This is a genomic window from Aequorivita vitellina (assembly GCF_022008365.1).
Classification (GTDB): Bacteria; Bacteroidota; Bacteroidia; order Flavobacteriales; family Flavobacteriaceae; genus Aequorivita; species Aequorivita vitellina.
Window position 1 is genome coordinate 83,562 of the sequence record NZ_JAIRBA010000004.1, and the last position, 21,264, is coordinate 104,825.

General features: G+C 36.8%; 21 protein-coding genes. 8 read left to right on the top strand and 13 right to left on the bottom strand.

The features are described 5' to 3' along the window. Window positions 1–183: 183 nt before the first annotated feature. Entirely contained in the window at window positions 184–2,667 is a 2,484-nt protein-coding gene (locus K8089_RS03215; RefSeq protein WP_237601834.1) for a hybrid sensor histidine kinase/response regulator, read from the top strand. On the opposite strand, the gene K8089_RS03220 is transcribed toward K8089_RS03215, so the two are convergent. From K8089_RS03220 to K8089_RS03260, 9 genes are all read right to left on the bottom strand, one after another. Beyond that, on the bottom strand, window positions 2,664–4,043 hold the full coding sequence (locus tag K8089_RS03220; RefSeq protein WP_237601835.1) for a sigma-54-dependent transcriptional regulator: 1,380 nt from the start codon (window positions 4,041–4,043) through the stop codon (window positions 2,664–2,666). The genes K8089_RS03215 and K8089_RS03220 overlap by 4 nt on opposite strands. 123 nt (window positions 4,044–4,166) lie before the next feature. Further along, window positions 4,167–4,556, bottom strand: coding sequence for a hypothetical protein (locus K8089_RS03225; protein ID WP_237601836.1), 390 nt, complete (start codon window positions 4,554–4,556; stop codon window positions 4,167–4,169). A gap of 212 nt (window positions 4,557–4,768) precedes the next feature. Next, on the bottom strand, window positions 4,769–5,173 hold the full coding sequence (gene arfB / locus K8089_RS03230) for an alternative ribosome rescue aminoacyl-tRNA hydrolase ArfB (RefSeq protein WP_237601837.1): 405 nt from the start codon (window positions 5,171–5,173) through the stop codon (window positions 4,769–4,771). Continuing rightward, window positions 5,170–6,693, bottom strand: a complete 1,524-nt coding sequence (locus tag K8089_RS03235; RefSeq protein ID WP_237601838.1) for a DUF4301 family protein — start codon at window positions 6,691–6,693, stop codon at window positions 5,170–5,172. The genes arfB and K8089_RS03235 overlap by 4 nt, the downstream gene beginning before the upstream one ends. Before the next feature lie 96 nt (window positions 6,694–6,789). Beyond that, the gene (locus K8089_RS03240) at window positions 6,790–7,329 is read right to left on the bottom strand and encodes an AAA family ATPase (RefSeq protein ID WP_237601839.1); all 540 of its coding nucleotides are present in this window, start codon (window positions 7,327–7,329) and stop codon (window positions 6,790–6,792) included. Then, window positions 7,329–7,964, bottom strand: coding sequence for a nicotinamide riboside transporter PnuC (gene pnuC / locus K8089_RS03245; RefSeq protein ID WP_237601840.1), 636 nt, complete (start codon window positions 7,962–7,964; stop codon window positions 7,329–7,331). Before pnuC ends, K8089_RS03240 begins: the two co-directional genes overlap by 1 nt. Continuing rightward, window positions 7,948–8,208: a thiamine-binding protein gene (locus K8089_RS03250; protein ID WP_237601841.1), complete on the bottom strand. Its 261-nt coding sequence runs from the start codon at window positions 8,206–8,208 to the stop codon at window positions 7,948–7,950. The genes pnuC and K8089_RS03250 overlap by 17 nt, the downstream gene beginning before the upstream one ends. 189 nt (window positions 8,209–8,397) lie before the next feature. After that, window positions 8,398–9,114, bottom strand: a complete 717-nt coding sequence (locus tag K8089_RS03255; protein ID WP_237601842.1) for a phosphoglycerol geranylgeranyltransferase — start codon at window positions 9,112–9,114, stop codon at window positions 8,398–8,400. Continuing rightward, a complete protein-coding gene (locus tag K8089_RS03260; protein ID WP_237601843.1) occupies window positions 9,115–9,753 on the bottom strand; it encodes a 4'-phosphopantetheinyl transferase family protein in 639 nt (212 codons plus the stop codon). Window positions 9,754–9,848: 95 nt separating this feature from the next. Here K8089_RS03260 and ahcY point away from each other — a divergent pair, with 95 nt between their 5' ends. Beyond that, window positions 9,849–11,165 carry an adenosylhomocysteinase gene (gene ahcY, locus K8089_RS03265; RefSeq protein WP_237601844.1) on the top strand — a complete coding sequence of 439 codons (1,317 nt, stop codon included), beginning with the start codon at window positions 9,849–9,851 and terminating at the stop codon, window positions 11,163–11,165. A gap of 186 nt (window positions 11,166–11,351) precedes the next feature. Beyond that, complete coding sequence (gene dcm / locus K8089_RS03270) at window positions 11,352–12,620, top strand: DNA (cytosine-5-)-methyltransferase (protein ID WP_237601845.1); 1,269 nt, start codon at window positions 11,352–11,354, stop codon at window positions 12,618–12,620. Here the strand turns inward: dcm and K8089_RS03275 are convergent, their stop codons facing one another. Continuing rightward, a complete protein-coding gene (locus K8089_RS03275) occupies window positions 12,621–13,403 on the bottom strand; it encodes an Eco47II family restriction endonuclease (protein WP_237601846.1) in 783 nt (260 codons plus the stop codon). Between the two features lie 17 nt (window positions 13,404–13,420). Between K8089_RS03275 and K8089_RS03280 the strand changes: the two genes are divergently transcribed. Genes K8089_RS03280 through K8089_RS03290 form a run of 3 tightly spaced genes read left to right on the top strand, consistent with a single transcriptional unit; the run spans window position 13,421 to window position 15,855 of the window. Further along, window positions 13,421–13,900, top strand: coding sequence for a very short patch repair endonuclease (locus tag K8089_RS03280; RefSeq protein ID WP_237601847.1), 480 nt, complete (start codon window positions 13,421–13,423; stop codon window positions 13,898–13,900). Beyond that, window positions 13,884–15,026, top strand: a complete 1,143-nt coding sequence (locus tag K8089_RS03285) for a methionine aminotransferase (protein WP_237601848.1) — start codon at window positions 13,884–13,886, stop codon at window positions 15,024–15,026. Before K8089_RS03280 ends, K8089_RS03285 begins: the two co-directional genes overlap by 17 nt. Before the next feature lie 49 nt (window positions 15,027–15,075). Beyond that, window positions 15,076–15,855, top strand: coding sequence for an amidohydrolase (locus K8089_RS03290; protein ID WP_237601849.1), 780 nt, complete (start codon window positions 15,076–15,078; stop codon window positions 15,853–15,855). On the opposite strand, the gene K8089_RS03295 is transcribed toward K8089_RS03290, so the two are convergent. Both K8089_RS03295 and K8089_RS03300 read right to left on the bottom strand, forming a co-directional pair. Further along, window positions 15,842–17,446, bottom strand: a complete 1,605-nt coding sequence (locus K8089_RS03295; protein ID WP_237601850.1) for an Ig-like domain-containing protein — start codon at window positions 17,444–17,446, stop codon at window positions 15,842–15,844. The genes K8089_RS03290 and K8089_RS03295 overlap by 14 nt on opposite strands. Window positions 17,447–17,526: 80 nt before the next feature. Then, window positions 17,527–18,189, bottom strand: coding sequence for a ComF family protein (locus K8089_RS03300; RefSeq protein WP_237601851.1), 663 nt, complete (start codon window positions 18,187–18,189; stop codon window positions 17,527–17,529). 83 nt (window positions 18,190–18,272) lie between these two features. Between K8089_RS03300 and K8089_RS03305 the strand changes: the two genes are divergently transcribed. Both K8089_RS03305 and K8089_RS03310 read left to right on the top strand, forming a co-directional pair. After that, the gene (locus K8089_RS03305) at window positions 18,273–19,157 is read left to right on the top strand and encodes a hypothetical protein (protein WP_237601852.1); all 885 of its coding nucleotides are present in this window, start codon (window positions 18,273–18,275) and stop codon (window positions 19,155–19,157) included. 128 nt (window positions 19,158–19,285) lie between these two features. Next, on the top strand, window positions 19,286–20,824 hold the full coding sequence (locus tag K8089_RS03310) for a glycine--tRNA ligase (RefSeq protein ID WP_237601853.1): 1,539 nt from the start codon (window positions 19,286–19,288) through the stop codon (window positions 20,822–20,824). Window positions 20,825–20,871: 47 nt separating this feature from the next. Here K8089_RS03310 and K8089_RS03315 read toward each other — a convergent pair whose 3' ends face one another. Then, entirely contained in the window at window positions 20,872–21,249 is a 378-nt protein-coding gene (locus tag K8089_RS03315) for a hypothetical protein (protein WP_237601854.1), read from the bottom strand. Window positions 21,250–21,264 lie beyond the last annotated feature (15 nt).

Here is a 21,264-nt window from a genome sequence, read left to right on the forward strand (position 1 = left end):
TGGCAGCATTACCCGCCCAGGTTCTTTGGGTATAATCTCAGCTTTCATAATTAAAAATTATTCCAGCACCCCTTTGAGATGTTCGGCAAAGATACACTCCTTTTTTACATTTCAAATCTATTTTCGGTTTCAATTTTTACCATATCCTTAATACTTCGCCTTTGCTTTAGTTTTTACATTTGAATGATGGCCACAGCAAAAAATAAATTTACATTTAAAATTATCCTCAGCTACCTCGTTTTAGGGGCATTATCAATTTTTGCAGGCTATTTTATTTTTTCCGAATTTAAAAATTACACTGCCGAATCTTCTGAAATTACTGGTGAAAAAAAATTTATAGAAACTGGAACACTAATTAATCTACTTTATGAAACCGACGGATTTTCACGGCTTGCACTTTTAACAGAAAGTGACGACGACTTTCAAAAGTATATGGGTAAAACCGATTCACTTTTTAGAAAAATTGAAGAAATTAAAGCACTTACCACGAACCAATTTCAAATAAAACAGTTGGATAGTGTTACTGCACTATTGAAAGAAAAAAACCAGAATATTGAACAACTCCGAATTCTTCGGTTAACAAATCAAAAAGACGCTTCGTTAGACGATATAATGCGTGAAGTGCGAAAACTAGAGGCTTCCGTAGGATTAACCTCTGTGGAATCATTAATTCGAAACCCCGCGAAATTGAGCAATAAAGAGCGGAAAATTTGGCAGAATTACGCAGATTATCTCAATAGCGATAGGCAGCGCGACACCTCAACCATAAAATCTAAAACCGTAGATTCTATGCTTATTGCCTCGCGCTACATTGTGGCCGAGGCCAAAAAGGAAAACTCGCGAATTCGGGAATCTTTAATGCAAAAGGAAAATGAATTAATTAGAAACGATCTCAATATTTCGGAGCGTTTGCGCGAGATAATTGCCAGTTTTGACCGCGAGGTAACGAAAAACAATAATTTAGACAGACAACAGCGCACAGAATCTATTGATCGTACAAAACAGATTTTAAAGTTTGCCGGTATTTTTGGTGGCATCTTGGTTTTATTGTTTTCCTATTTTATCCTCTCAGACTTTTTTAAGGCGGAACGTTTTAAAAAGAATTTGGAAGAATCTAAAAACTACGCCGAATCACTTTTAAAAAGTCGCGAACAGCTCATTTCCACCGTAAGTCACGATTTAAAAACACCTCTGAATACAATTAGTGGTTATGCTGAATTATTCGAAAATTCAAACCTTTCCGAAAAACAAAAATACTATTTGACGCAGATTACTTCGAGCTCGCATTTTATTTCGCATTTAGTGGATGATTTGCTCGATTACTCAAAATTGGAAGCTGGAAAATTGCCGATTGAAAGTATTCCGTTTTCCCTCGAAAATATAATTATTGACGCTGGAAACGCCGTGAAACAACAATATCTTCAAAAACCCGTCACGCTAAAAACTTCTATTTCTGAAGAATTAAAAGATAGAATTTTCGAGAGCGATCCGCTGCGAATTCGGCAAATAATAAACAATTTAGTAGGTAACGCTTTTAAATTTACTGAAAAAGGAAGTGTTGAAATAAAGGTTGAGGAAATTGAAAAGAACAGCAAAATTTCAACGGTTCAAATCGCTGTAATTGATAGTGGGATTGGTATTTCAAAAGAAAAACAACAACTTATTTTCAACGAATTTACGCAAGCCGAAACTGAAATAGCCCACAAATTTGGGGGCAGTGGCTTGGGCCTCGCCATTTCAAAAAAACTTACAGAATTACTGGGCGGAACTTTAAAAGTGAAAAGTGTTTTTGGGGAAGGAAGCAATTTTACTTTGGTGCTTCCTCTAAAAAATTCTGAGCGAGTTTTATCGAAAACAACTTCAAAAACACAAAGTACATTTCATGACTTAAAAGCTGTAATTATTGATGACGACGACGCCATGCGGGCGCTTTTGCAAGAAGTTTTTGAGCAAATGAATATTGCTTCCGAAGCGTTTGCGAGTTATGAAGAATTAAAAAATTCTGATTATGGCACTAGAGCGAAGTCCATGGGCGATTTTATTATAACCGATATACAAATGCCACAAACTGATGGGTTTGGAGTTTTAAAAAATTTGACGGACGGTAAAATTTCTTTCTATCAAAACCAACCTGTAATTGCAATGACGGGCAGTGGAGAGCACAGTCACGATTTTTATCTTGAAAAAGGTTTTGCTGAAATGCTTCCGAAACCTTTTTCAAAGCAGGAGCTTGTGGCTGCTTTGGCCAAAATATTTCCAGAGCGCAACAATTTTTTAGAGGAAAAGCAGAGGAATAAAACACAACAAAAAAACGCATCACAAAGTGAAAAATTTGATCTTTCTCTTTTAAAATCTTTTTTGAGTACACCGAAAGCAATGGAAGAAGTGTTGAGTGTTTTAAACGTTCAAACCGAAAAAGATATTCAGCAAATTTCTGAATTAATTACTGAAAAGGACATTAAATCAATTTCAGAAATTGCCCATCGCATGCTTACCATGTTTCGCCAAATTAGAGCGAAGGAAGTTATTCCTATTCTTGAAAAAATGGAGAATTACACAACAGAAAATAATTTCGAAAACTCCCGAGACGAAGTACAAAAAGATTTTGAAAAGTTGATTTTGAATATTAAAGAATTGCAAAAAGCACTTAAAAATCGAGCGATTTAAAGTTCAATTTTATAAAGTTCCAATTTGTTGTAAAGTGTTTTTCGGGTAATATTCAACAATTTAGCAGCTTTGGTTTTGTTGAAATCCGCCTCTTTTAAAGCGTTTAAAATAAGTTGTTTTTCGTTGCTTTCTTTTGAAAAATCGACTGTTTCTTTTTGTCTTTTTTCAGAAAATAAAACTTCACTCGGAATCACTTCCAACGGAATTAATTTTGAATTTGTCAATAAAACCGATCGTTTAATTACGTTTTTTAATTCGCGTAAATTCCCCGGCCAAGCGTAGTTTTTAAAAGCTTCCTCCACTTCTTTTGAAAGCCCTGCAACCTCCTTACCCAAAGAAGAATTTGCTTCGGCCAAAAAGTATTCGGTAAACATAAACAGGTCTTCTTTGCGTTCGTGTAAAGACGGAATGTGAATTGAAAATTCGTTTAACCGATGGTATAAATCTTCTCTGAATTTCCCTTCGGAAACAGCTTTTAATAAATCTTCATTGGTTGCGGAAAGTATTCGTACATCAACGTTAATTTCGGAGTTGCTTCCCACTGGTTTTATGCGTCGTTCCTGCAATGCGCGTAAAAGTTGAATCTGGTTTTCATAAGACAAGTTTCCTACTTCATCTAAAAAAAGAGTTCCGCCATCAGCAGCTTCAAAGTGACCTTTTTTATCGTTTACGGCGCCGGTAAAACTTCCTTTTACGTGACCGAAAAACTCGCTTGCAGCAATCTCCTTTGGAATTGCGCCGCAATCTACTGCCACAAATTTTTGGTTTTTTCTATTGCTAAAATCATGGATGGCCTTTGCCGCGACTTCCTTTCCCGTGCCACTTTCACCTTGAATTAAAACGCACATATCCGTAGGTCCAACGAGCCTTAAATATTCATTGAATTTTTTTGATGATTCGCTAATGCCGACGACAAAATTTGGTTTTTCAGAAACTTGGTTCTGTTCATCAATTTCATAATTTTCAGCACTTTTTGAAACAGCTGTTTCCGAAGTACTATTTTCAGCAGTTGTGTTTTTTAAAGAATCTTCTTCAATAATCATCAACAATTCCTCGGGACGAAAGGGTTTCGAAATATAATCTAAAGCGCCTTTTTTAATGGCTTTTACCGCGGTATCAACTTCGGCGTAGCCCGTCATTAAAATAACTTTTGAATTCGGAGAAACTTTTCGAGCGAATTCTAACAGCGCCAAACCAGAGTCGTCGGGAAGTTTTAAATCTGTAATCAGCAAATCGAAGGTATTCTCAGAAATCATTTTTCGAGCGTATTCTCCGCTGAGGGAAACCGAAACATCAAAACCTTTTCGTTCCAAAAAGGTAGTGAGCATTTTTCCAAAAGCTACATCGTCTTCAACTATGTGTATTTGCTGCGTCATTGTATTTTACAAGAAGGTAAAAATAGTAAGTAAATGCGCGGGGAATCTCTAAAATTATCACAAAAAAGGCGTCCAAAAATTGGACGCCTTTCTCAGAAGTATTGAATCTAAAATACCCGCAGCTTACTGCTTCTTTAATTCATTTTTAATCCACTCACCTTTTGCGTTTGCATAAACGGTTGCACTTTTAGCATCGGCAGTTGTAAGTTCAATTTTGTAATCACCCTTGGCATTCACATAAGCCTTAGAAATTGTCGCATCGCTAAAATCTTTAGCTACGGCAGTTTTCACAGTTTGTGGCACCTCAGAAGCATTTACTTCTTTATAGTCTTGTGGAACAACAGCGACTGTAGCGGTTTCAGCATCTTGCGCAGCGTCTAGTCTGTTTTCAACTTGCACTTCAACGGCAGATTGTTTTTGCGCAGCCATTGCGGTTGGTTCTTTATCGGTTTGTGCAGTTGCAGCGGTTAAACCTCCTAATAAAATTGCTGTACTTAAAATTAACTTTTTCATTGTTTTTGTTTTTAATAAATTATTTATCGTTTCAAAGTTTGTTTGTTGACTTGTATATTGAAAAAGTAGTGCCATAGAAACACAGCGCGCAAAAGATTACTCAAACCCCATTAAAACAACGATTTAAAGAATTTTGAATTGTTTTGAAGAATTACAAAAGTGTGTAAATAGAAGAACAGTTGTATAAATATTACACAGTTACTGTATAAATGCTAATCGATTTTTGGCGGCCGCCGATTCGATTTTTTAAGTGCGTTTTGCTTTTTAGATTTTAAACGGCGTTCAATTGCACCTTTGGAAGGTTTAGTTTTTTTTCGCGGTTTTGCAACTTTTAAGTTTTGCTGAAGTAGTACTAACAAACGTTCAATAACAATCGATTTATTTCGGTGCTGGCTCCGCGTTTCGCCGCATTGTAACATAATTATGCCTTCGGAAGTGATTTTTGAAGCGAGCTTATTGCGAAGTCGCTCTTTTTCAGTTTCTGAAAGGGCGTGCGAATTTTCCAAATCGAAAGAAACCTCAACTTTTGAAGCAGTTTTATTTACGTGCTGACCGCCGGGCCCGCTACTGCGAATGCCTTTAAAATTGAGTTCCGATATTAAAATTTCTGTATTCACGTTGGTTGGTGTGCTTCGTTTAAAAGATCGTTCACGGTTTTTACTGGATTGAAAGTAATTAGCGGCACTTCTACAAAAATGGTATTCCAGTTTGCCATTGCGCCATTCCAAAGTCCTGGCATTTCCAACGCTTTTATCGGTTTTCCGTGATACGATTTATTCGAAATAAAACCCGTATCGGGATCCGAAAATTTCAGCAAATTAAACTTTTCACCTTTATAATTGCGCACGCCGCAAACCAAATCGACCGGATTAAAATGCGTGGCTTTAGCTACCAAAGCCTTTTGTTCGGGATTGTTTGTGTCAATCTGTGACATTTCCACAATTTGATACGAAAGTTTTCCGTTTTTATCTTTTACTAAAAATGGCCCGCCGCCGGGAGCGCCCGTGTTTTCAACCACACCGCAAATTCTAATTGGGCGTTCCAAAATATTTAAAAGTGCTTCTTTGTTTAAAGGAATGTTTATAATGTTTAATTCTCCGGAAATAAATTGAGCAGCTGTATTTAAAGTCTCTTCGGAAATATTATTTGAATGAAGCATTTCAATAAAATTGAAAATCTTCTGCTGCACCGAAATCAATTTTCCAGCCAATACTTTCTTCTGAAAAGCGATAGACTCAATATAATTTTTAGAAACTACGTTGTCTATATTTTTAATAAAAACAATATCTGCATCAACGTCGTTTAGGTTTTCCAACAACGCTCCGTGACCCGACGGACGGAAAAGCAAATCGCCGTTTTCGTCTAAAAATAATTCATTTTTGGGCGTTGCAGCAATGGTATCTGTTTCATTTTTTTGAAAAGAATAGGTGATTTTAAATTTTACACCCGTCTTATTTTCAACCGTTTTTTGCACTTCAGCATACCTTTTTTTAAACTTTTCTTCGTGTTCCGCCGAAACGGTAAAATGCAAATATGCCGTCCCATTTGATGTTGCGTAAAATGCTGCTTCATACAATTGTTCGCCAAAAGCAGTTACATAATTTTCATCGTATTTGTGAAAAGGAACGAGACCTTTTGGCGTGTTGCTGAAATTTAAACCAGTTTCTTCCAGCATTTCTTTTACAAATAAATAATGCTTTTTCCCTTTTTTAAAGTTGTAATAATCAGGAAATTTATCTTCTAATTGCTGAAAAACTAAATGTGAAAATGCAAAGTCTTCAATTGAATTGAAAAATATTTTAAGGTTTTTATATTCTGCTTTTTCAAGAAACGCATCTATGTTTTCCGAAGGATTATAGTTTTCCAAAAACTCGTGTAAAAACTTGAACATTCTCGTGGCGGCACCAGATGCAGGAACGAATTTCAACAAATCGAGCTTGCTTTTTTCAGCTTCAAAAAGATTGGCGAATTGCTGCTGCTCTTCTTCCGAAAATATTTCAATTCCGTTATTTGCCGAAGCGGGAGCAACAACCTTTGCAAATGGAATTCCATTCTTAAATATTTGCAATTGGTCTTTAACCTTTGCCTCGGAAAGTCCGTGAGCTTTTATTTGATTTAGGTTTTTTTCAGTAAACATTCTTTGTGATTATTTCTCTGTGTTGCTCTGTTTCTTTTCTGCGAGTAACTCTGTGTTATAGCTATTTCACAGCGTAGCTCAGCGAAATGCAGAGCTTCACAGAGATTTTGATTTCAGCAATTGGTCAATAATTCCAACTGCTTTATTAAATCTCTCTTTCTTGTTTCCTTTTAATATTTCAAAAGGGAAACCTTGCATTTTTAATTCGGCCTCGAAAATACGAAACATTTCCTCGCGATTATTGGGTCTGTCCCGCAAAATATCGGGCTCCCACGGCGTATCAACGTAAGTTAATAGGTAGATGCTATAATTGTTTTTGGTTGCTTCGGTTTTTATTTCTTCGGGGCAGTAACCGTTGTAATAATATTCGGAATACACCTTCAGCTCAAGCAGATTTGTATCGCAGATTAACAGGTTATCAGCTAATTGCGACGCTTTCTTTTCAAGTTTTAATTGTCCTTTTGCAATTGGAATTAAATCTTCTTTTGCGACCAATTCTTTTTTTAAATCCCACTTTTCTTCAAGATACGTACGCATAAATTCGGGTACCCACTGCGTATTATAATGTGCTGCCAATTGTCTTGCCAATGTGGTTTTTCCCGTAGATTCGGGGCCGTATAACACTACTTTTATCATTACATTAAACTAGTTTCGGGAATGTTCAGGTTTTTCTTCCACGCGCGATATCCGTAAATAGCGATAACAGTGAATAAAAGATATTGAAACGAAGTAAACACAAGCCCTTTATACAGATAAAGCGGTACCGAAATAAGGTCGCCAATTATCCAGTAAACCCAATTTTCGAGTTTCTTTTTTGCCATTAGCCACATTCCTACAAAGAAAATAGCGGTTGTAAAAGTGTCAACATATGCGGTCCAACTGTTCCACTTATCAAAAAATTCATAAACCACAAACACGAAAATAAGCGTTGCGATAAAAATATAGATTGACTGCTTGTTTTCTTTTTTCGTGGTTTTAGTAATTGGTGTGTAATGCGTTTCATCTACTTTTCGGGTCCAAATATACCAGCCGTAAACACTCATTGCAAAGTAATAACCGTTAATCATCATATCGCCCAAAAGTGCGTAAATAGCGAGAATGTAAACGAAAATTGCCGTGCTGATAATCCCCGTGGGATACACTAAAATATTATCCTGCTTTGCATACCAAACGCTCAAAAATCCAAAAAATACCGCAACGATTTCTAACGCTACTAAATAGGTTGGTATGTCTTGGTACTGCGCAAAAAACCAATCAAAAATGGGGCTCATAATCGCTGCGATCAGATTTTACTATTTTTATGTAAAGCAAGCCTCTTTCCACGGCTTCCAATGCAATTTTCATTTCTTTTTGAAGCAGATTCATCACCGTATCATAATCGCCGTAAACCTGTGTGCTAAGCGGATTTTCTATAACGGTAAGCCCAGAATTTCGAAGACTTTTAATGAAATTAATTATTGCAGGTTCGTAGTCGTCCTGCAACGGGGAAAGGGTTAATTCTACTGAAATATTCATACGTATTTAATTTGGCTTCGGCTCCGTTTAGCCACCGAAATGGTCATTGAGCGGAGCTGAAATGACAATCGACAAAGTTACAATTATAAAAGCACTCCATGTAAGTAGCGGTTTGCAGTTTTTGGAATTTATTCATAACCACTCCTATTACCAATAGATTGGCTTCGGCGCTGCTAAGCCACCGAACGGTCATTGAGCGGAGCCGAAATGACTATTTTCATACGCCGTGCCCATCACAATGATATCTGCGCCGGCTTTGTAGGCAGTTTGCTTTTGCAATTCTGTCTTTATTCCGCCGCCCACAATTAAGGGAATATTAATAGCTTTTTTTACTGCGGAAATTATTTCGGGATTTACGGGAAACTTCGCGCCGCTCCCCGCTTCTAAATAAATTAGTTTTGCACCCATATATTGTCCGGCAAGTGCGGTGTGAACAATTTTTTCAACATTTTTTTGCGGAAGTGGTTCCGTTTGCGTCACTTTTGAGACTGCAGAATTGTTTCCGCCATCAATTAAAATATAGCCTGTGGAAATAATTTCCAACGCTGAGTTTTTCAATTTTGAAATGGATTTAATTTGCTGCCCTATTAAATATTCAGCATTTCTTCCCGAAAGTAAAGTAAGGAATAATAGGGCGTCCGCGAGCGGTGTTATATGCGAATAATCGCCCGGAAACAGAAAAACAGGAAGTTGTGTTTCGGCTTTCAAAGCAATTACGGTTTCTTCGGTTTTGCCGTTTTTTACGGTGCTTCCACCTACAAAAAGGTGTGTAGTTTCCTTCGGAATTTTTTTCAGAAATACTTTTGCCTCAGCATTTGAGAACTTATCAGGGTCGATTAAAACAGCGAGAAGCTTCTTTTTTTCGGAAATATTTTTAAGAAGCGTTTTGTAAAACGTATCTTTCATTTATTGCTTTTCAGAGAGTAATGCGTAGGCACAAGTAAAACCTTCAAACTCTAAATAATCTACATTGTATTTTACAGTTTTCTCTTCGAAAGTAACGGTTGCGGCGGTTTTAAAATCTTCGAGCGCAAATTCTTCAACGTAAATATTTTGCAAAAAGCTCACGCCTTTTTCAGCAAAACTTTTATACAGCGATTCTTTTGCACACCAAACAATTGTAAGTTTACGCATTAAAGCATCGTCATTGGCAATGGTTCGGTATTCTTCAATTGGGGTGAATTTATGTGCTATTTTTTGAATTTTATTGCGTTGCTTTTCAATGTCTATCCCCACTTCAGAATCGCTAATTATAATTGCCGAAAAGTTGAAGGAATGTGTAATAGAAATATGTTTATCGCCGGTTAAGTGTGGCTTTCCATTTTCATCGTAATACAAATCGTGATCGGTGTATCCTCCCAATGCCAACAAATGGCGAATGCTCATAAACCCTCGGCGGTGTAAATCGCTTTTCATATTTTCTACTCGGTTCGCACAGTTTTGGGTAAGTGCAATTCCTTTGGAAAGCGTTTCGAACGATTCTTCAATCTTCCAAATGAAGACATTAGTTGTGGGGTTAACTGTTATAGTTTTGTAAAGTGGCATAAACTTTCAAAGGATATTTCGTAGTTTTGCAGACTTAAAACTAGAAAATTAATTTTTAATGAATGTCCGCTTTTGCGGGTATAAATATAATAAATATGTCAACGAAAACTGTGCCTTATACGGCGTTTAAAGTAAAAGATATTTCCCTTGCAGATTGGGGAAGAAAGGAAATTGAACTCGCTGAGGCCGAAATGCCCGGACTTATGTCGCTTCGTGAGGAATATGGAGTAGAACAGCCTTTAAAAGGAGCGCGCATTGCTGGATGTTTACACATGACTATTCAAACGGCTGTACTTATTGAAACTTTAGTTGCTTTGGGTGCTGAAGTTACTTGGAGCTCTTGTAACATTTTCTCTACGCAAGATCACGCCGCCGCTGCAATTGCTGCTGCTGGAATTCCGGTGTACGCTTGGAAAGGGATGACTGAAGAAGAATTTGATTGGTGTATTGAACAAACGCTTTTCTTTGGCGAAAAACGTGAGCCGTTAAATATGATTTTGGATGATGGTGGTGATTTAACTAATATGGTTTTAGATAAATATCCAGAACTAGCTGCTGCTGTAAAAGGTATTTCTGAAGAAACTACCACTGGTGTTCATCGTCTTTATGAGCGCATGAAAAAAGGAACATTACCGATGCCCGCCATCAATATTAACGATAGTGTTACCAAAAGTAAATTCGACAATAAATACGGATGCCGCGAAAGTGCTGTAGATGCAATACGTCGCGCAACCGATATTATGCTTGCTGGAAAGCGCGTAGTTGTTTGCGGTTATGGCGATGTTGGTAAAGGTACTGCTGCTTCGTTTAAAGGTGCGGGAAGTATTGTTACCGTTACTGAAATTGACCCAATTTGTGCGCTACAAGCCGCAATGGACGGTTTTGAAGTGAAAAAATTGGAAACTGTTGTGGGCAATGCAGATATTGTAATTACTACCACTGGAAATAAAGATATTGTTCGCGGAGAGCATTTTGAAGCGATGAAAGATAAAACCATCGTTTGTAATATCGGACATTTTGATAACGAGATTGCAGTTGCGTGGTTAAAAGAAAATCATGGAAATACGCACGTTGAAATTAAGCCACAAGTTGACAAATATACTATTGACGGCAAAGATATCATTCTTTTAGCTGAAGGTCGTTTGGTAAACCTTGGTTGCGCCACTGGCCACCCAAGTTTTGTGATGAGCAACAGTTTTACCAACCAAACTTTAGCGCAGATAGAGCTTTGGAAAAACGGCGAAAACTACGAAAATGAAGTTTATATGCTTCCGAAGCATTTAGATGAAAAAGTAGCGAAACTTCACCTTGCGAAAATTGGTGTTGAGCTTACTGAACTTTCTGAAGAACAAGCTGAATATATTGGCGTAACTGTTGAAGGACCGTTTAAGCCTGAGTATTACAGATATTAATGAATTCCAGCCGTTCGGCTATCGCTAAAGATAGACCTCGGCGGGAATCTCTTACTTTTAAAATTAAAACCCTTGCAATTTTGTGAGGGTTTTTTTGGTGAATAAATTTCGAATATTTTTATTTCAATCTGTTTATAAATTAGAAATTATAATTTAAATTTGTAACCATATATAAGGTTGTGCAACATGGTTATCAAAGAATATTATTCACTTTCTGAAGCATCAGAAATTTTAGGCAAAAACCCAGAAACCCTTCGTAGATGGGATAATGATGGCAAACTCGCAGCTGTTCGAGAGCCTATGAGTAACTATAGAGTCTACAAAAAAGAACAATTGGAGATATTTCCAGAGTTCAAATCGTATTTCGATAAGCTCGATGACGGCAACTTTGTTGAACCATTAAAAGAATATTCTGTTTTGGAACTTTTTGCCGGTGCTGGTGGTCTTGCCATTGGTATGGAACAAGCTGGACTAAGATGCAAAGCTTTAAATGAAATTGACAAATGGGCTTGTCAAACATTGCGCGAAAACCGTCCGAACTGGAATGTGTTAGAAGGCGATATCCAAGAAATTGATTTTACCGAATTCAAAAACAATATTGACGTGGTTACGGGAGGGTTTCCTTGCCAAGCCTTTAGTTACGCAGGAAAAAAATTAGGATTGGAAGATGCACGAGGCACACTTTTTTATGAATTTGCTCGAGTCGTACAAGAAACAAGGCCAAAGATTTGTATAGGCGAAAATGTCCGTGGACTTTTAAGTCACGACAATGGAAAAACTTTGGAAGGTATGATTTCCATATTAGATGAAATTGGTTATAATGTTGTATTACCAGTTAGAGTTTTAAAAGCGATAAATTATAATGTTCCCCAAAAGCGCGAAAGGTTAATTTTAGTTGGAATACGAAAGGATATCAATGCTGAATACAAATATCCAAAACCCTATTCCGAAATCTATAATTTAAAGGATGCCTTAAAAAAAGGCAAGTTATTTGACTCAAACGTTCCAAAATCTCAAGGCGCTAAATATCCACAACATAAAAAAGATGTTCTCGATTTAGTTCCACCAAAAGGTTACTGGAGAGATTTACCTTTGGATATTCAGAAAGAATATATGCAGAAAAGTTTTTTTTTAGGAGGAGGAAAAACTGGAATGGCAAGAAGAATTGGCTGGGATGAACCGTGTTTGACTTTAACTTGTAGCCCTGCGCAAAAACAAACGGAACGTTGTCATCCAGATGAAACGAGACCTTTTACAGTTCGAGAGTATGCCCGAATTCAAACTTTTCCCGATGATTGGGAGTTTAAAGGTTCTATATCGCAGCAGTATAAGCAAATTGGAAATGCAGTACCTGTAAATTTGGCCAAGGAAATTGGGTATTCTTTGGTGCGGTTTTTAAATAATATTCATTTGACTGAAAAAATAAAAATTAGTGCAGAAGTCGAAACGATTTAATTATTTTAATCTATCAAAGCCTTTATAGTAAAGAAAGTTTTCAAACGTAATTTCATCTAAAATCGTTCTATTATTATCTTTTGCACTTTTGGATATTTCTGAAAGAATATTGTTCTCATTTAATTTTTCTTCAGAAACGCTTTTTAAAAAATCATTTATGGCGTTAGGAAGAGATTTATATAGATAAAATAATGCCTTTTTCTTTCCTGTAACCAAAGTATAAAATTGGTCACCAGAAATTATATAAACCCTGCTATGGCTGTATTCCTTTCCATTTATAATTGCCTCCCATTTTTTGCAAAAACTTTTCTTTGCCAATATCTGCACCAAATAACACTTTGAATTTTTATTGTCATTAGCGAATCTTGCGAGCTTTTGAAACGCACTTTCGGCAGAACTGCTGTTCATTGTGTTATGCTTATTTTTGATTTCTGCAAAAAGTGAATCATCGTTCGCTTTTAAATCATATCCAAGGAATCTGCCACTATTAAAACCTTCAATCCCGCCCAAAACCTCTTCGTGAAATGTGCCGATTGCATTATTTACGGATTTATCAATTTGTCTTGACAGTTCAAGCTTTATAAGCTCTTCTTCAGAAAGCTGATTAAATCTTGAATCAAAAGTTAGCTTAAAAATATCAACTTTATTTTTATAAAATTTCTTTTTGGTAAACTCTCTTTTAGCCGATAAATATGAATTGTGTAAATTAGAAATACATTTTAACAAGTGTTCGTCACTTACAAAATCTATGTATTTGTTTTCTGATTGGCCAAGATTATTCATAATTTGTATCAATTGCTATGAATTACGAAGATAACAAAATAAAAGTCCCGCGTTTCAATGAAGAGTCCGGCTTCTACACCACAAAAATGCGCTCAAAAATGATGAGCAAAATCCGTGGAAAGAATACCAAGCCAGAATTACTTTTTAGGAAAGCACTGTGGAAAAAAGGTGTTCGCTATCGTGTAAATAGCAAAAAACTGCCTGGAAAACCTGATGTCTCAATTCAAAAATATAAACTTGCTATATTTATTGACGGTGAATTTTGGCACGGTTACAATTGGCCCGAACGAAAAAAAACCTTAAGGAGAAATCGTGGTTTTTGGATACCAAAAATAGAACGTAATATGCAGCGCGATCGTGAAGTAAATAGGCAGCTTGAAGAAATGGAATATACCGTCTTCCGTTTTTGGAGTAACGAAATAAAGACTAACTTGAACAAATGTATCAACGATATTTTAGTTTATATTAATACAGGTCAAAATGATTATACCATCTAAACTCCCAAACATATCAACCTCCATATTTTCAGTGATGGGCCAAATGGCGGCTGAGTACGAAGCCATCAACCTTTCACAAGGATTTCCAAACTTCCCCAGCGATCCCGCTTTAAATGCTTTGGTGGATCAAGCTATGCGCGATGGGTTTAATCAATATGCCCCGATGCAGGGTGATTTTGAATTGCGAATGGAGATTTCAAAAAAGATTGAAAACCTTTACCAGCATTTTTACAACCCCGAAACTGAAATCACAATAACGGCCGGAGCAACACAAGCTATTTTTACAATTATTGCCGCCACAATTAGCAAAGGCGATGAAGTAATTATTTTTACCCCAGCTTACGATTGTTATGCGCCAACCGTGCAATTATTTGGTGGGAAAATTGTTCCTATTCAGCTCAAACCGCCGTCTTACGGGGTGGACTGGAAAGAAGTAAGCGATAAAATTTCTTCAAAAACAAAAATGATAATCATTAACAGTCCGCACAACCCCAGTGGAATGCTATTTTCTGAAGAAGATATGCTGGAGTTGCAGCGTTTAGCCGAAAAGAATGACCTACTAGTTTTAAGCGATGAAGTTTACGAACACATAATTTTTGACGGTAATGTGCATCAAAGTGCCTCAAAATTTGACGCTTTGGCGAACCGCAGCTTTATCACCGCTTCCTTCGGAAAAACATTTCACAATACGGGCTGGAAAATGGGCTATTGCGCTGCACCGGAATATTTAATGAAAGAGTTTCAAAAGGTGCATCAGTTTGTTGTTTTTTGTGTGAATCATCCCATTCAAAAAGCACTGGCAACCTATCTAAAAGATGCAAATCACTATTTAAAACTTTCAGATTTTTATCAGCAAAAGCGCGATTTCTTTTTGCATTTAATGGAAGGATCAAACTTTAAAATAATTCCTTCAAAAGGTACGTATTTTCAGATGCTGGATTTTTCTGAAATTTCAACTGAAAACGATATTGCTTTTGCAGAAAGACTTACAAAAGAATTGAAAATTGCCACCATTCCAACTTCGGTTTTTAATGAAGGCAAAAAAGATTTTAAGCAGATTCGCGTTTGCTTTGCCAAAACAGACGAAACGCTTGCGGAAGCAGCAAAAATTCTTAGCGAATTATAAGCTTATTTTGTATGTTGCTGTTAATTGGAAACCGTATTATTAAAAAAAAATGAAAACCGATTTAAAAATAACAATTATTCAAAGTGAATTAGTTTGGGAGCGTGCAGAAGCCAATAGAGAATTATTTTCAAAAAAATTCGAAACTATTGAAACGGAAACAGATTTAATTATTCTTCCCGAAATGTTCACCACCGGTTTTTCAATGAATGCCGAAAAACTGGCCGAGCCCAACAATGGCCAAACTTTAAACTGGATGATTGCTGAAGCTAAAAAGTATAACTGCGCCATTACAGGAAGTGTAATTATTTCAGAAAACAGTACGTTTTTCAATCGACTTTTCTTCGTTTTTCCCAATGGAGATTATAAAAAATACGACAAAAAACACACCTTCACTTTAGCCAAAGAAAACGAAACCTATAGCGCAGGCACTGAACGACTAATTGTAGATTACAAAGGTTGGAAAATCTGCCCGTTAATATGTTACGACCTGCGTTTCCCAGTTTGGTCAAGAAATACCGAATATTACGACCTTTTAATTTACGTTGCTAATTGGCCAAAAGTGAGAACCCTCGCGTGGGACACCCTGCTTCGCGCTCGCGCTATTGAAAACATGGCCTATTGCGTTGGTGTAAATCGTGTAGGTTTAGACGGGAACGAACACGAATACAGCGGACATTCTGCGGTTTATGATGTTATAGGGAAACAGGTTTCCACCACCACCTTTGAAAACGAATTTCTTGAAACCGTTATTTTAGAAAAAGAACATATTGAAACCAACCGAAAAAAGTTTCGGTTTTTAAATGATAGCGACCAATTTACTTTAAGGTAAAAGTTTCGTTCAAGCTCCAATTGGCGCGGACTTCTATTTGTGAGGGATAGTAGATTATTTTTTCGGGCTGCATTCGGTTTAGAAAACTTCCTGTGTCCCATCTTCCGTTTTTGTTTTCGTCGTAAATTATGCGAAGGAAATATTTATCGGGCGAAAGAGCGTCGAAAAACACCGTTCTGTTTTCCGAAAGATATTCTTCTGCTACTACTTTGTACTTGCTGTCTAACATTTGCACGATAATTGGCAATTGCGCCACGTTTACCAACGTTAAGTTTAAAGTTCCGTATTCTGAGTTTAGACGGGTGTTAACATTGAATGAAATCGTATCGTTAGTTGCTGCGAAAAAATCTGTTAAAGCACCAGGCAATAGCATTATAGCATAGCTTTGATCTTCGTTCTTCGGAAAAAACAGTTCGGCCCAGTTGTATTTTTTATTCAGATTTACCGTAGGTTCTACCAAGGTTGAATCTTTAGACATTACTTCAAACTTTGAAGCATCAAAGGAAACGAGAGGCGTATTTGCCCGAAGTTTAAAAGTGTCTTTTAATTTTATAGTTCCAGTTTTTATCGCTGAAATATTTAAAGAATCTTTAAAAAGTTCACGCATCCGAACCGTAGCTGTATCAATTCTGTTGTTGTTGGCAATTTTAAAAACTAAGGAATCTACTTGTAAAGCGGGTTTAAACCAATAGTGGAGTGTATCTTTTTTTTCATCTTTAAAAGCCGTGGAAGTATAGTCATCGGGCACATCAGAAAGTATTTCAATATTTAAACTATCGGCACGGCCTTCGTACCCAAAAACAATATGATTTTTCCCAATTTGAGTTGGACGAGCAAATTTATAATCGGGCGTTTCCTTAAACAGCGTCAAAGCGTACGTAGTATCGGCAGGCAATGTGATTAGCTCTTTTACAAAACCTATTTTATCGTTTTTTGGCTGAAAAATGTAATCGTTATTTTTTTCTTTCAACGCCATAAGCAAATACGTTCCTTCCTTTAAATTACTCAACTCAAAAGTTCCGGTGCTGTCCTTGGTAACCGTTATATAAGTTGGCTTTTCAAAATATACAATTGAATCTGTATAAGTTTCGTTGGCTTCGTAAAGCATTACAGTAGTAGGAATCTCAGGAGAAATTAGCTGTGCATCCTTCACTGTTCCAGTTACTTTTAAGCTATCAATATAGCTCCCTGTAGAAAAAACATATTTAAAATAGTCGAATTTATTTTCTTCATTATTATCCACAATACTATTTCCGAAATTGAAGGAATACGTGGTGTTTGGTTTTAACGTATCGCGGATTTTTATTTTCAAGCTTTTTGAAGTGCTCAACGGTGTAATTACAGGTGCGAATTGCATTGGTGGCGAAATGATGAGCTCTTTAGCTATTTCTTTCAGTTTTATATATTCATCAAACCTAATTTCAATCTCACTGCCAGTAAAATTAGTGGTATAGTTTTCGGGAATACTACGCACTATTACTGGGGGTATGGTATCACGCGGGCCACCTGTTGGCGAGCCTTTTTTTGCGCAGTCCACAAAAGAGAGTAAGAATAAAAAGGCGATAGGAATGTAAAGCAGGCGATGTTTCACTTAACGTTTTTTAAAATTATTACACGCGGGGTTGTGGCTTCAAAATTAAACAATAACTAGCAACAATGCGCAATTTACTTTTAGGCCGTGGCAATTGTGGCAATACTAATACTTACATTTTTTGCTTTTAATAGTTGAAGGGCGCATTTTTCTAAGGTAGCTCCTGTGGTAATAATATCGTCTACCAGTAAAATGTGTTTGTTTGCAATCGTTTGTAAATTTTGGGTTGTAAAAACTTCTTCGGTTTCAAAACGGAGGATTCGCGTTTTAAAAACCTGCGAGCCCGATTTTGAAATTTTAATTAAAACATCATCGCGATAGGGAATGTTCAGGGCTCTCGCTATTTCTTTTCCAAAACCTTCCACTTGGTTGTAGCCTCGTTTTTTCAACTTTTGTTTGTGGAGTGGCACAGGAATAACAACATCTACGTTTTTATATGAAGCTATTTCTGCTAATTCGGCTCCCAACCATTTCCCAAAAAAATTGCTGATTTCACTTCTTCCACGGTATTTTAGGTTGTGAAGCAATTCTTGCGTAAGCCCTCTTTTTTGAAAATAAACAATTGCCGTGGCGTTTTTCACAATAAATCTGCCGTAAAATTTATCTTTTAACAAACTACTGCCCGTTTTATGAAAACCAGCCAATGGCAAAGAGTGAATACATTCTAAGCACAATACTTCTTCCCCCTTCAATAACAGCTGCTTACAACCCACACAAACTTTCGGAAAAAGAAGATTTAACATATTTTAAGAATTTTTATCATTTCGTAAACGTTAGATGAAGAATTAGCTCCCTACATTTACCGACTTAACTTAACTTATTAATTATGACTGGGAACGAAAATAATAGTGGTAAATTTAAGATACTCATTGGGGTACTCTCTGTTTTACTTATTGCCCTTGCTGTATATACGGTCACCTTATTTAACGATAGTAAAAGTACAATATCAAATCTTGAAGTACAAAAAGCAGATATTGAACAAGAACTGGAAGGCCTTATTGCAAATTACGATGAAGTAATAAAAGATAACGAGCTAAAAGACAAAGATTTACTAGCTGCACGCGAAAGAATTACAGTGCTGTTAGATTCGGTAAAAGATGCAAAAGCAAACTTAGCTTTAATTGATAGATATAAAATTGAAATTGGCAAACTTAAACGAGAACGCATTCAATTATTTAAACGTGCTGACAGTTTGATTGCGGCTAATAAACAATTGGCGATGGAGCGCGATAGCACTTCTACCGAGCTAGAAAATACCCGTATGGTTGTTGATTCTGTAAACCAAGAAAATATAGCGATGAACGAAACTATTAAAAAAGGTTCTATCGTTAAAGCAACAGATTTACGCGGTGAAGCGGTAATTATTAGAAATAGCGGAAAAGTTGTAGATACAAAACGCGCAAGCCGTGCCGATAAAATTAGAGCTTGTTTCACTTTAGCACCTAATGCCATTGCGCAAAAGGGCGACAGAACGCTTTACGTGCAAGTTATTAACCCACGAAATAAAATGATGGGTGACGATGCGGTAAAACAATTTGAAGAAAAAAATATAAACTACAGTAGTTCTACAAACGTATTTTACGAAAACGATGAATTAGACGTATGTATTTTGGTGAATTCTGCCGAAGTTGACCTAATTGAAGGCCGTTACACCATCAATCTTTTTGACGGGCCAAGCCTTATTGCAACTACTTATATGCAGCTGAAATAAAATACAATTAGCTTCCTTTATATAAATAAATAACCTCAAAAATCAACTTTGATATTTGGGGTTATTTATTTTTTGTAAATTTCAATTCACTACTTGGGTTCTGGAGGGCTTTTTCCTATTTTTGCGCCATGGCACATAATGATGATCAATTTAAAAAAGTAGTCTCCCACGCAAAGGAGTACGGTTATATTTTTGCATCAAGCGAAATTTATGACGGGTTAAGCGCTGTTTACGACTATGCCCAAAACGGAGTAGAGTTAAAAAAGAACATACGCGAGTACTGGTGGCGCAGCATGGTGTATATGCACCAAAATATTGTAGGAATCGATTCTTCAATTTTAATGCATCCCACAACCTGGAAAGCTTCTGGCCACGTCGATGCTTTTAACGATCCGTTGATAGACAACAAAGATTCTAAAAAACGCTACCGCGCCGATGTGTTAATTGAAGATTATGCCGAAAAGCTAAATCAAAAAGCACAAAAGGAAATTGAAAAAGCGAAAAAACGTTTTGGAGAACGTTTTAATGAAGAAGAATTTGTAACCACAAATCCGCGCGTTATAAGATATTTAACCGAGCAACGCACCGTTTTGGAAAGAATGGCGCGTTCTTTGGAAAATGAAGACTTGGCAGACGTTAAAGCTTTAATTGAAGAACTAGGCATCGCCGACCCTGACACCGGTTCAAAAAATTGGACAGAAGTGCGACAATTCAACTTAATGTTTGGAACTAAATTGGGTGCTTCTGCAGAAAGTGCAATGGATCTATACCTGCGTCCCGAAACGGCACAGGGTATTTTTGTAAACTTTTTGAACGTTCAAAAAAGCGGACGGATGAAAATTCCGTTCGGAATAGCACAGACCGGCAAAGCGTTCCGTAACGAAATAGTTGCGCGACAGTTTATCTTCCGGATGCGCGAATTTGAACAAATGGAAATGCAATTCTTTGTACGTCCCGGCGAAGAACTCAAATATTACGAGTACTGGAAAGAAACCCGCTTAAAATGGCACCTTTCCTTAGGAATGGGTGAAGAAAATTACCGTTTCCACGATCACGAAAAAATGGCTCATTACGCAAATGCGGCCACAGATATTGAATTCGATTTTCCCTTTGGTTTTAAAGAATTGGAAGGAATTCATTCCCGAACTGATTTCGATTTAAAAGCACACGAAAAATTCTCTGGAAAAAAACTACAGTTTTTTGATCACGAATTAAACGAAAGTTACGTGCCTTATGTGGTTGAAACATCTATCGGTTTAGACAGAATGTTCCTTGCCGTACTTAGCAATTCCCTTCAAGATGAAACTTTAGAAGATGGTAGCGTACGCACTGTATTAAAACTTCCCGCAATTTTAGCACCTGTGAAAGCGGCGGTTCTTCCTTTAATTAAAAGAGATGGCTTACCAGAAATCGCACATAAAATTATTGAAGATTTGCAGTGGGATTACAACGTGGTTTACGACGAGAAAGATGCCGTTGGAAGACGCTACCGCCGCCAAGATGCAGCCGGCACTCCTTTCTGCATAACTGTTGACCATCAAACAATTGAAGACAATACAGTCACCATTCGCCATAGAGATTCGATGCAGCAGGAACGTATTAAAATTGAAGAAATTTCAGAAAAAATGAAGGAAACCATCTCTTACAAAAGCTGGCTTTCCAAATAGTTTTTTTAAGTCGTTAATTCTATATTTTGAAATAGGAGGACATTAATTTATCCTCCTATTTTTATGTCATTTATTTCCGCCGGAGTCGCTCTGTCGCAACGATTCATCCGTCGCAAGCCGGTGAATTTTACCCAAACTTTTAAACCATCTTTTTTATAAACTTTCTCTAAATTTATAGGGTGTAAATAGAAAAATTCCATTTTATCGCCTGGCATTTGAATGGTGTACGGGCAGTCACCTTCCTTTTCCGAATAAATTATAGTGCCTAACGTATAACCTTCAGCAATCATTTTTTGAGGATCGACGGTTTCTGAAGTTTCTGTAGTCGTCGTAGTTTCAGAAGTAGTAGCACTTTGGGTTTGCTTTTCCGTGGAACCACAGGAAAGAATTATAGCTGAAAAGAATACAAGAATCATTTTTAACATAAAATCTCTTTTAAA

Excerpts from the sequence above, each read along its gene's own strand:
- pnuC (WP_237601840.1), bottom strand. The coding sequence starts at position 7,964 with ATGAGCCCCATTTTTGATTGGTTTTTTGCGCAGTACCAAGACATACCA.
- K8089_RS03260 (WP_237601843.1), bottom strand. The coding sequence starts at position 9,753 with ATGCCACTTTACAAAACTATAACAGTTAACCCCACAACTAATGTCTTC.
- K8089_RS03305 (WP_237601852.1), top strand. The coding sequence starts at position 18,273 with ATGACTGGGAACGAAAATAATAGTGGTAAATTTAAGATACTCATTGGG.
- K8089_RS03240 (WP_237601839.1), bottom strand. The coding sequence starts at position 7,329 with ATGATAAAAGTAGTGTTATACGGCCCCGAATCTACGGGAAAAACCACA.
- K8089_RS03275 (WP_237601846.1), bottom strand. The coding sequence starts at position 13,403 with ATGAATAATCTTGGCCAATCAGAAAACAAATACATAGATTTTGTAAGT.
- K8089_RS03315 (WP_237601854.1), bottom strand. The coding sequence starts at position 21,249 with ATGTTAAAAATGATTCTTGTATTCTTTTCAGCTATAATTCTTTCCTGT.
- K8089_RS03310 (WP_237601853.1), top strand. The coding sequence starts at position 19,286 with ATGGCACATAATGATGATCAATTTAAAAAAGTAGTCTCCCACGCAAAG.
- K8089_RS03235 (WP_237601838.1), bottom strand. The coding sequence starts at position 6,693 with ATGTTTACTGAAAAAAACCTAAATCAAATAAAAGCTCACGGACTTTCC.
- K8089_RS03215 (WP_237601834.1), top strand. The coding sequence starts at position 184 with ATGATGGCCACAGCAAAAAATAAATTTACATTTAAAATTATCCTCAGC.
- K8089_RS03300 (WP_237601851.1), bottom strand. The coding sequence starts at position 18,189 with ATGTTAAATCTTCTTTTTCCGAAAGTTTGTGTGGGTTGTAAGCAGCTG.
- ahcY (WP_237601844.1), top strand. The coding sequence starts at position 9,849 with ATGTCAACGAAAACTGTGCCTTATACGGCGTTTAAAGTAAAAGATATT.
- K8089_RS03220 (WP_237601835.1), bottom strand. The coding sequence starts at position 4,043 with ATGACGCAGCAAATACACATAGTTGAAGACGATGTAGCTTTTGGAAAA.
- K8089_RS03285 (WP_237601848.1), top strand. The coding sequence starts at position 13,884 with ATGATTATACCATCTAAACTCCCAAACATATCAACCTCCATATTTTCA.
- K8089_RS03255 (WP_237601842.1), bottom strand. The coding sequence starts at position 9,114 with ATGAAAGATACGTTTTACAAAACGCTTCTTAAAAATATTTCCGAAAAA.
- K8089_RS03290 (WP_237601849.1), top strand. The coding sequence starts at position 15,076 with ATGAAAACCGATTTAAAAATAACAATTATTCAAAGTGAATTAGTTTGG.
- dcm (WP_237601845.1), top strand. The coding sequence starts at position 11,352 with ATGGTTATCAAAGAATATTATTCACTTTCTGAAGCATCAGAAATTTTA.
- K8089_RS03225 (WP_237601836.1), bottom strand. The coding sequence starts at position 4,556 with ATGAAAAAGTTAATTTTAAGTACAGCAATTTTATTAGGAGGTTTAACC.
- K8089_RS03280 (WP_237601847.1), top strand. The coding sequence starts at position 13,421 with ATGAATTACGAAGATAACAAAATAAAAGTCCCGCGTTTCAATGAAGAG.
- K8089_RS03250 (WP_237601841.1), bottom strand. The coding sequence starts at position 8,208 with ATGAATATTTCAGTAGAATTAACCCTTTCCCCGTTGCAGGACGACTAC.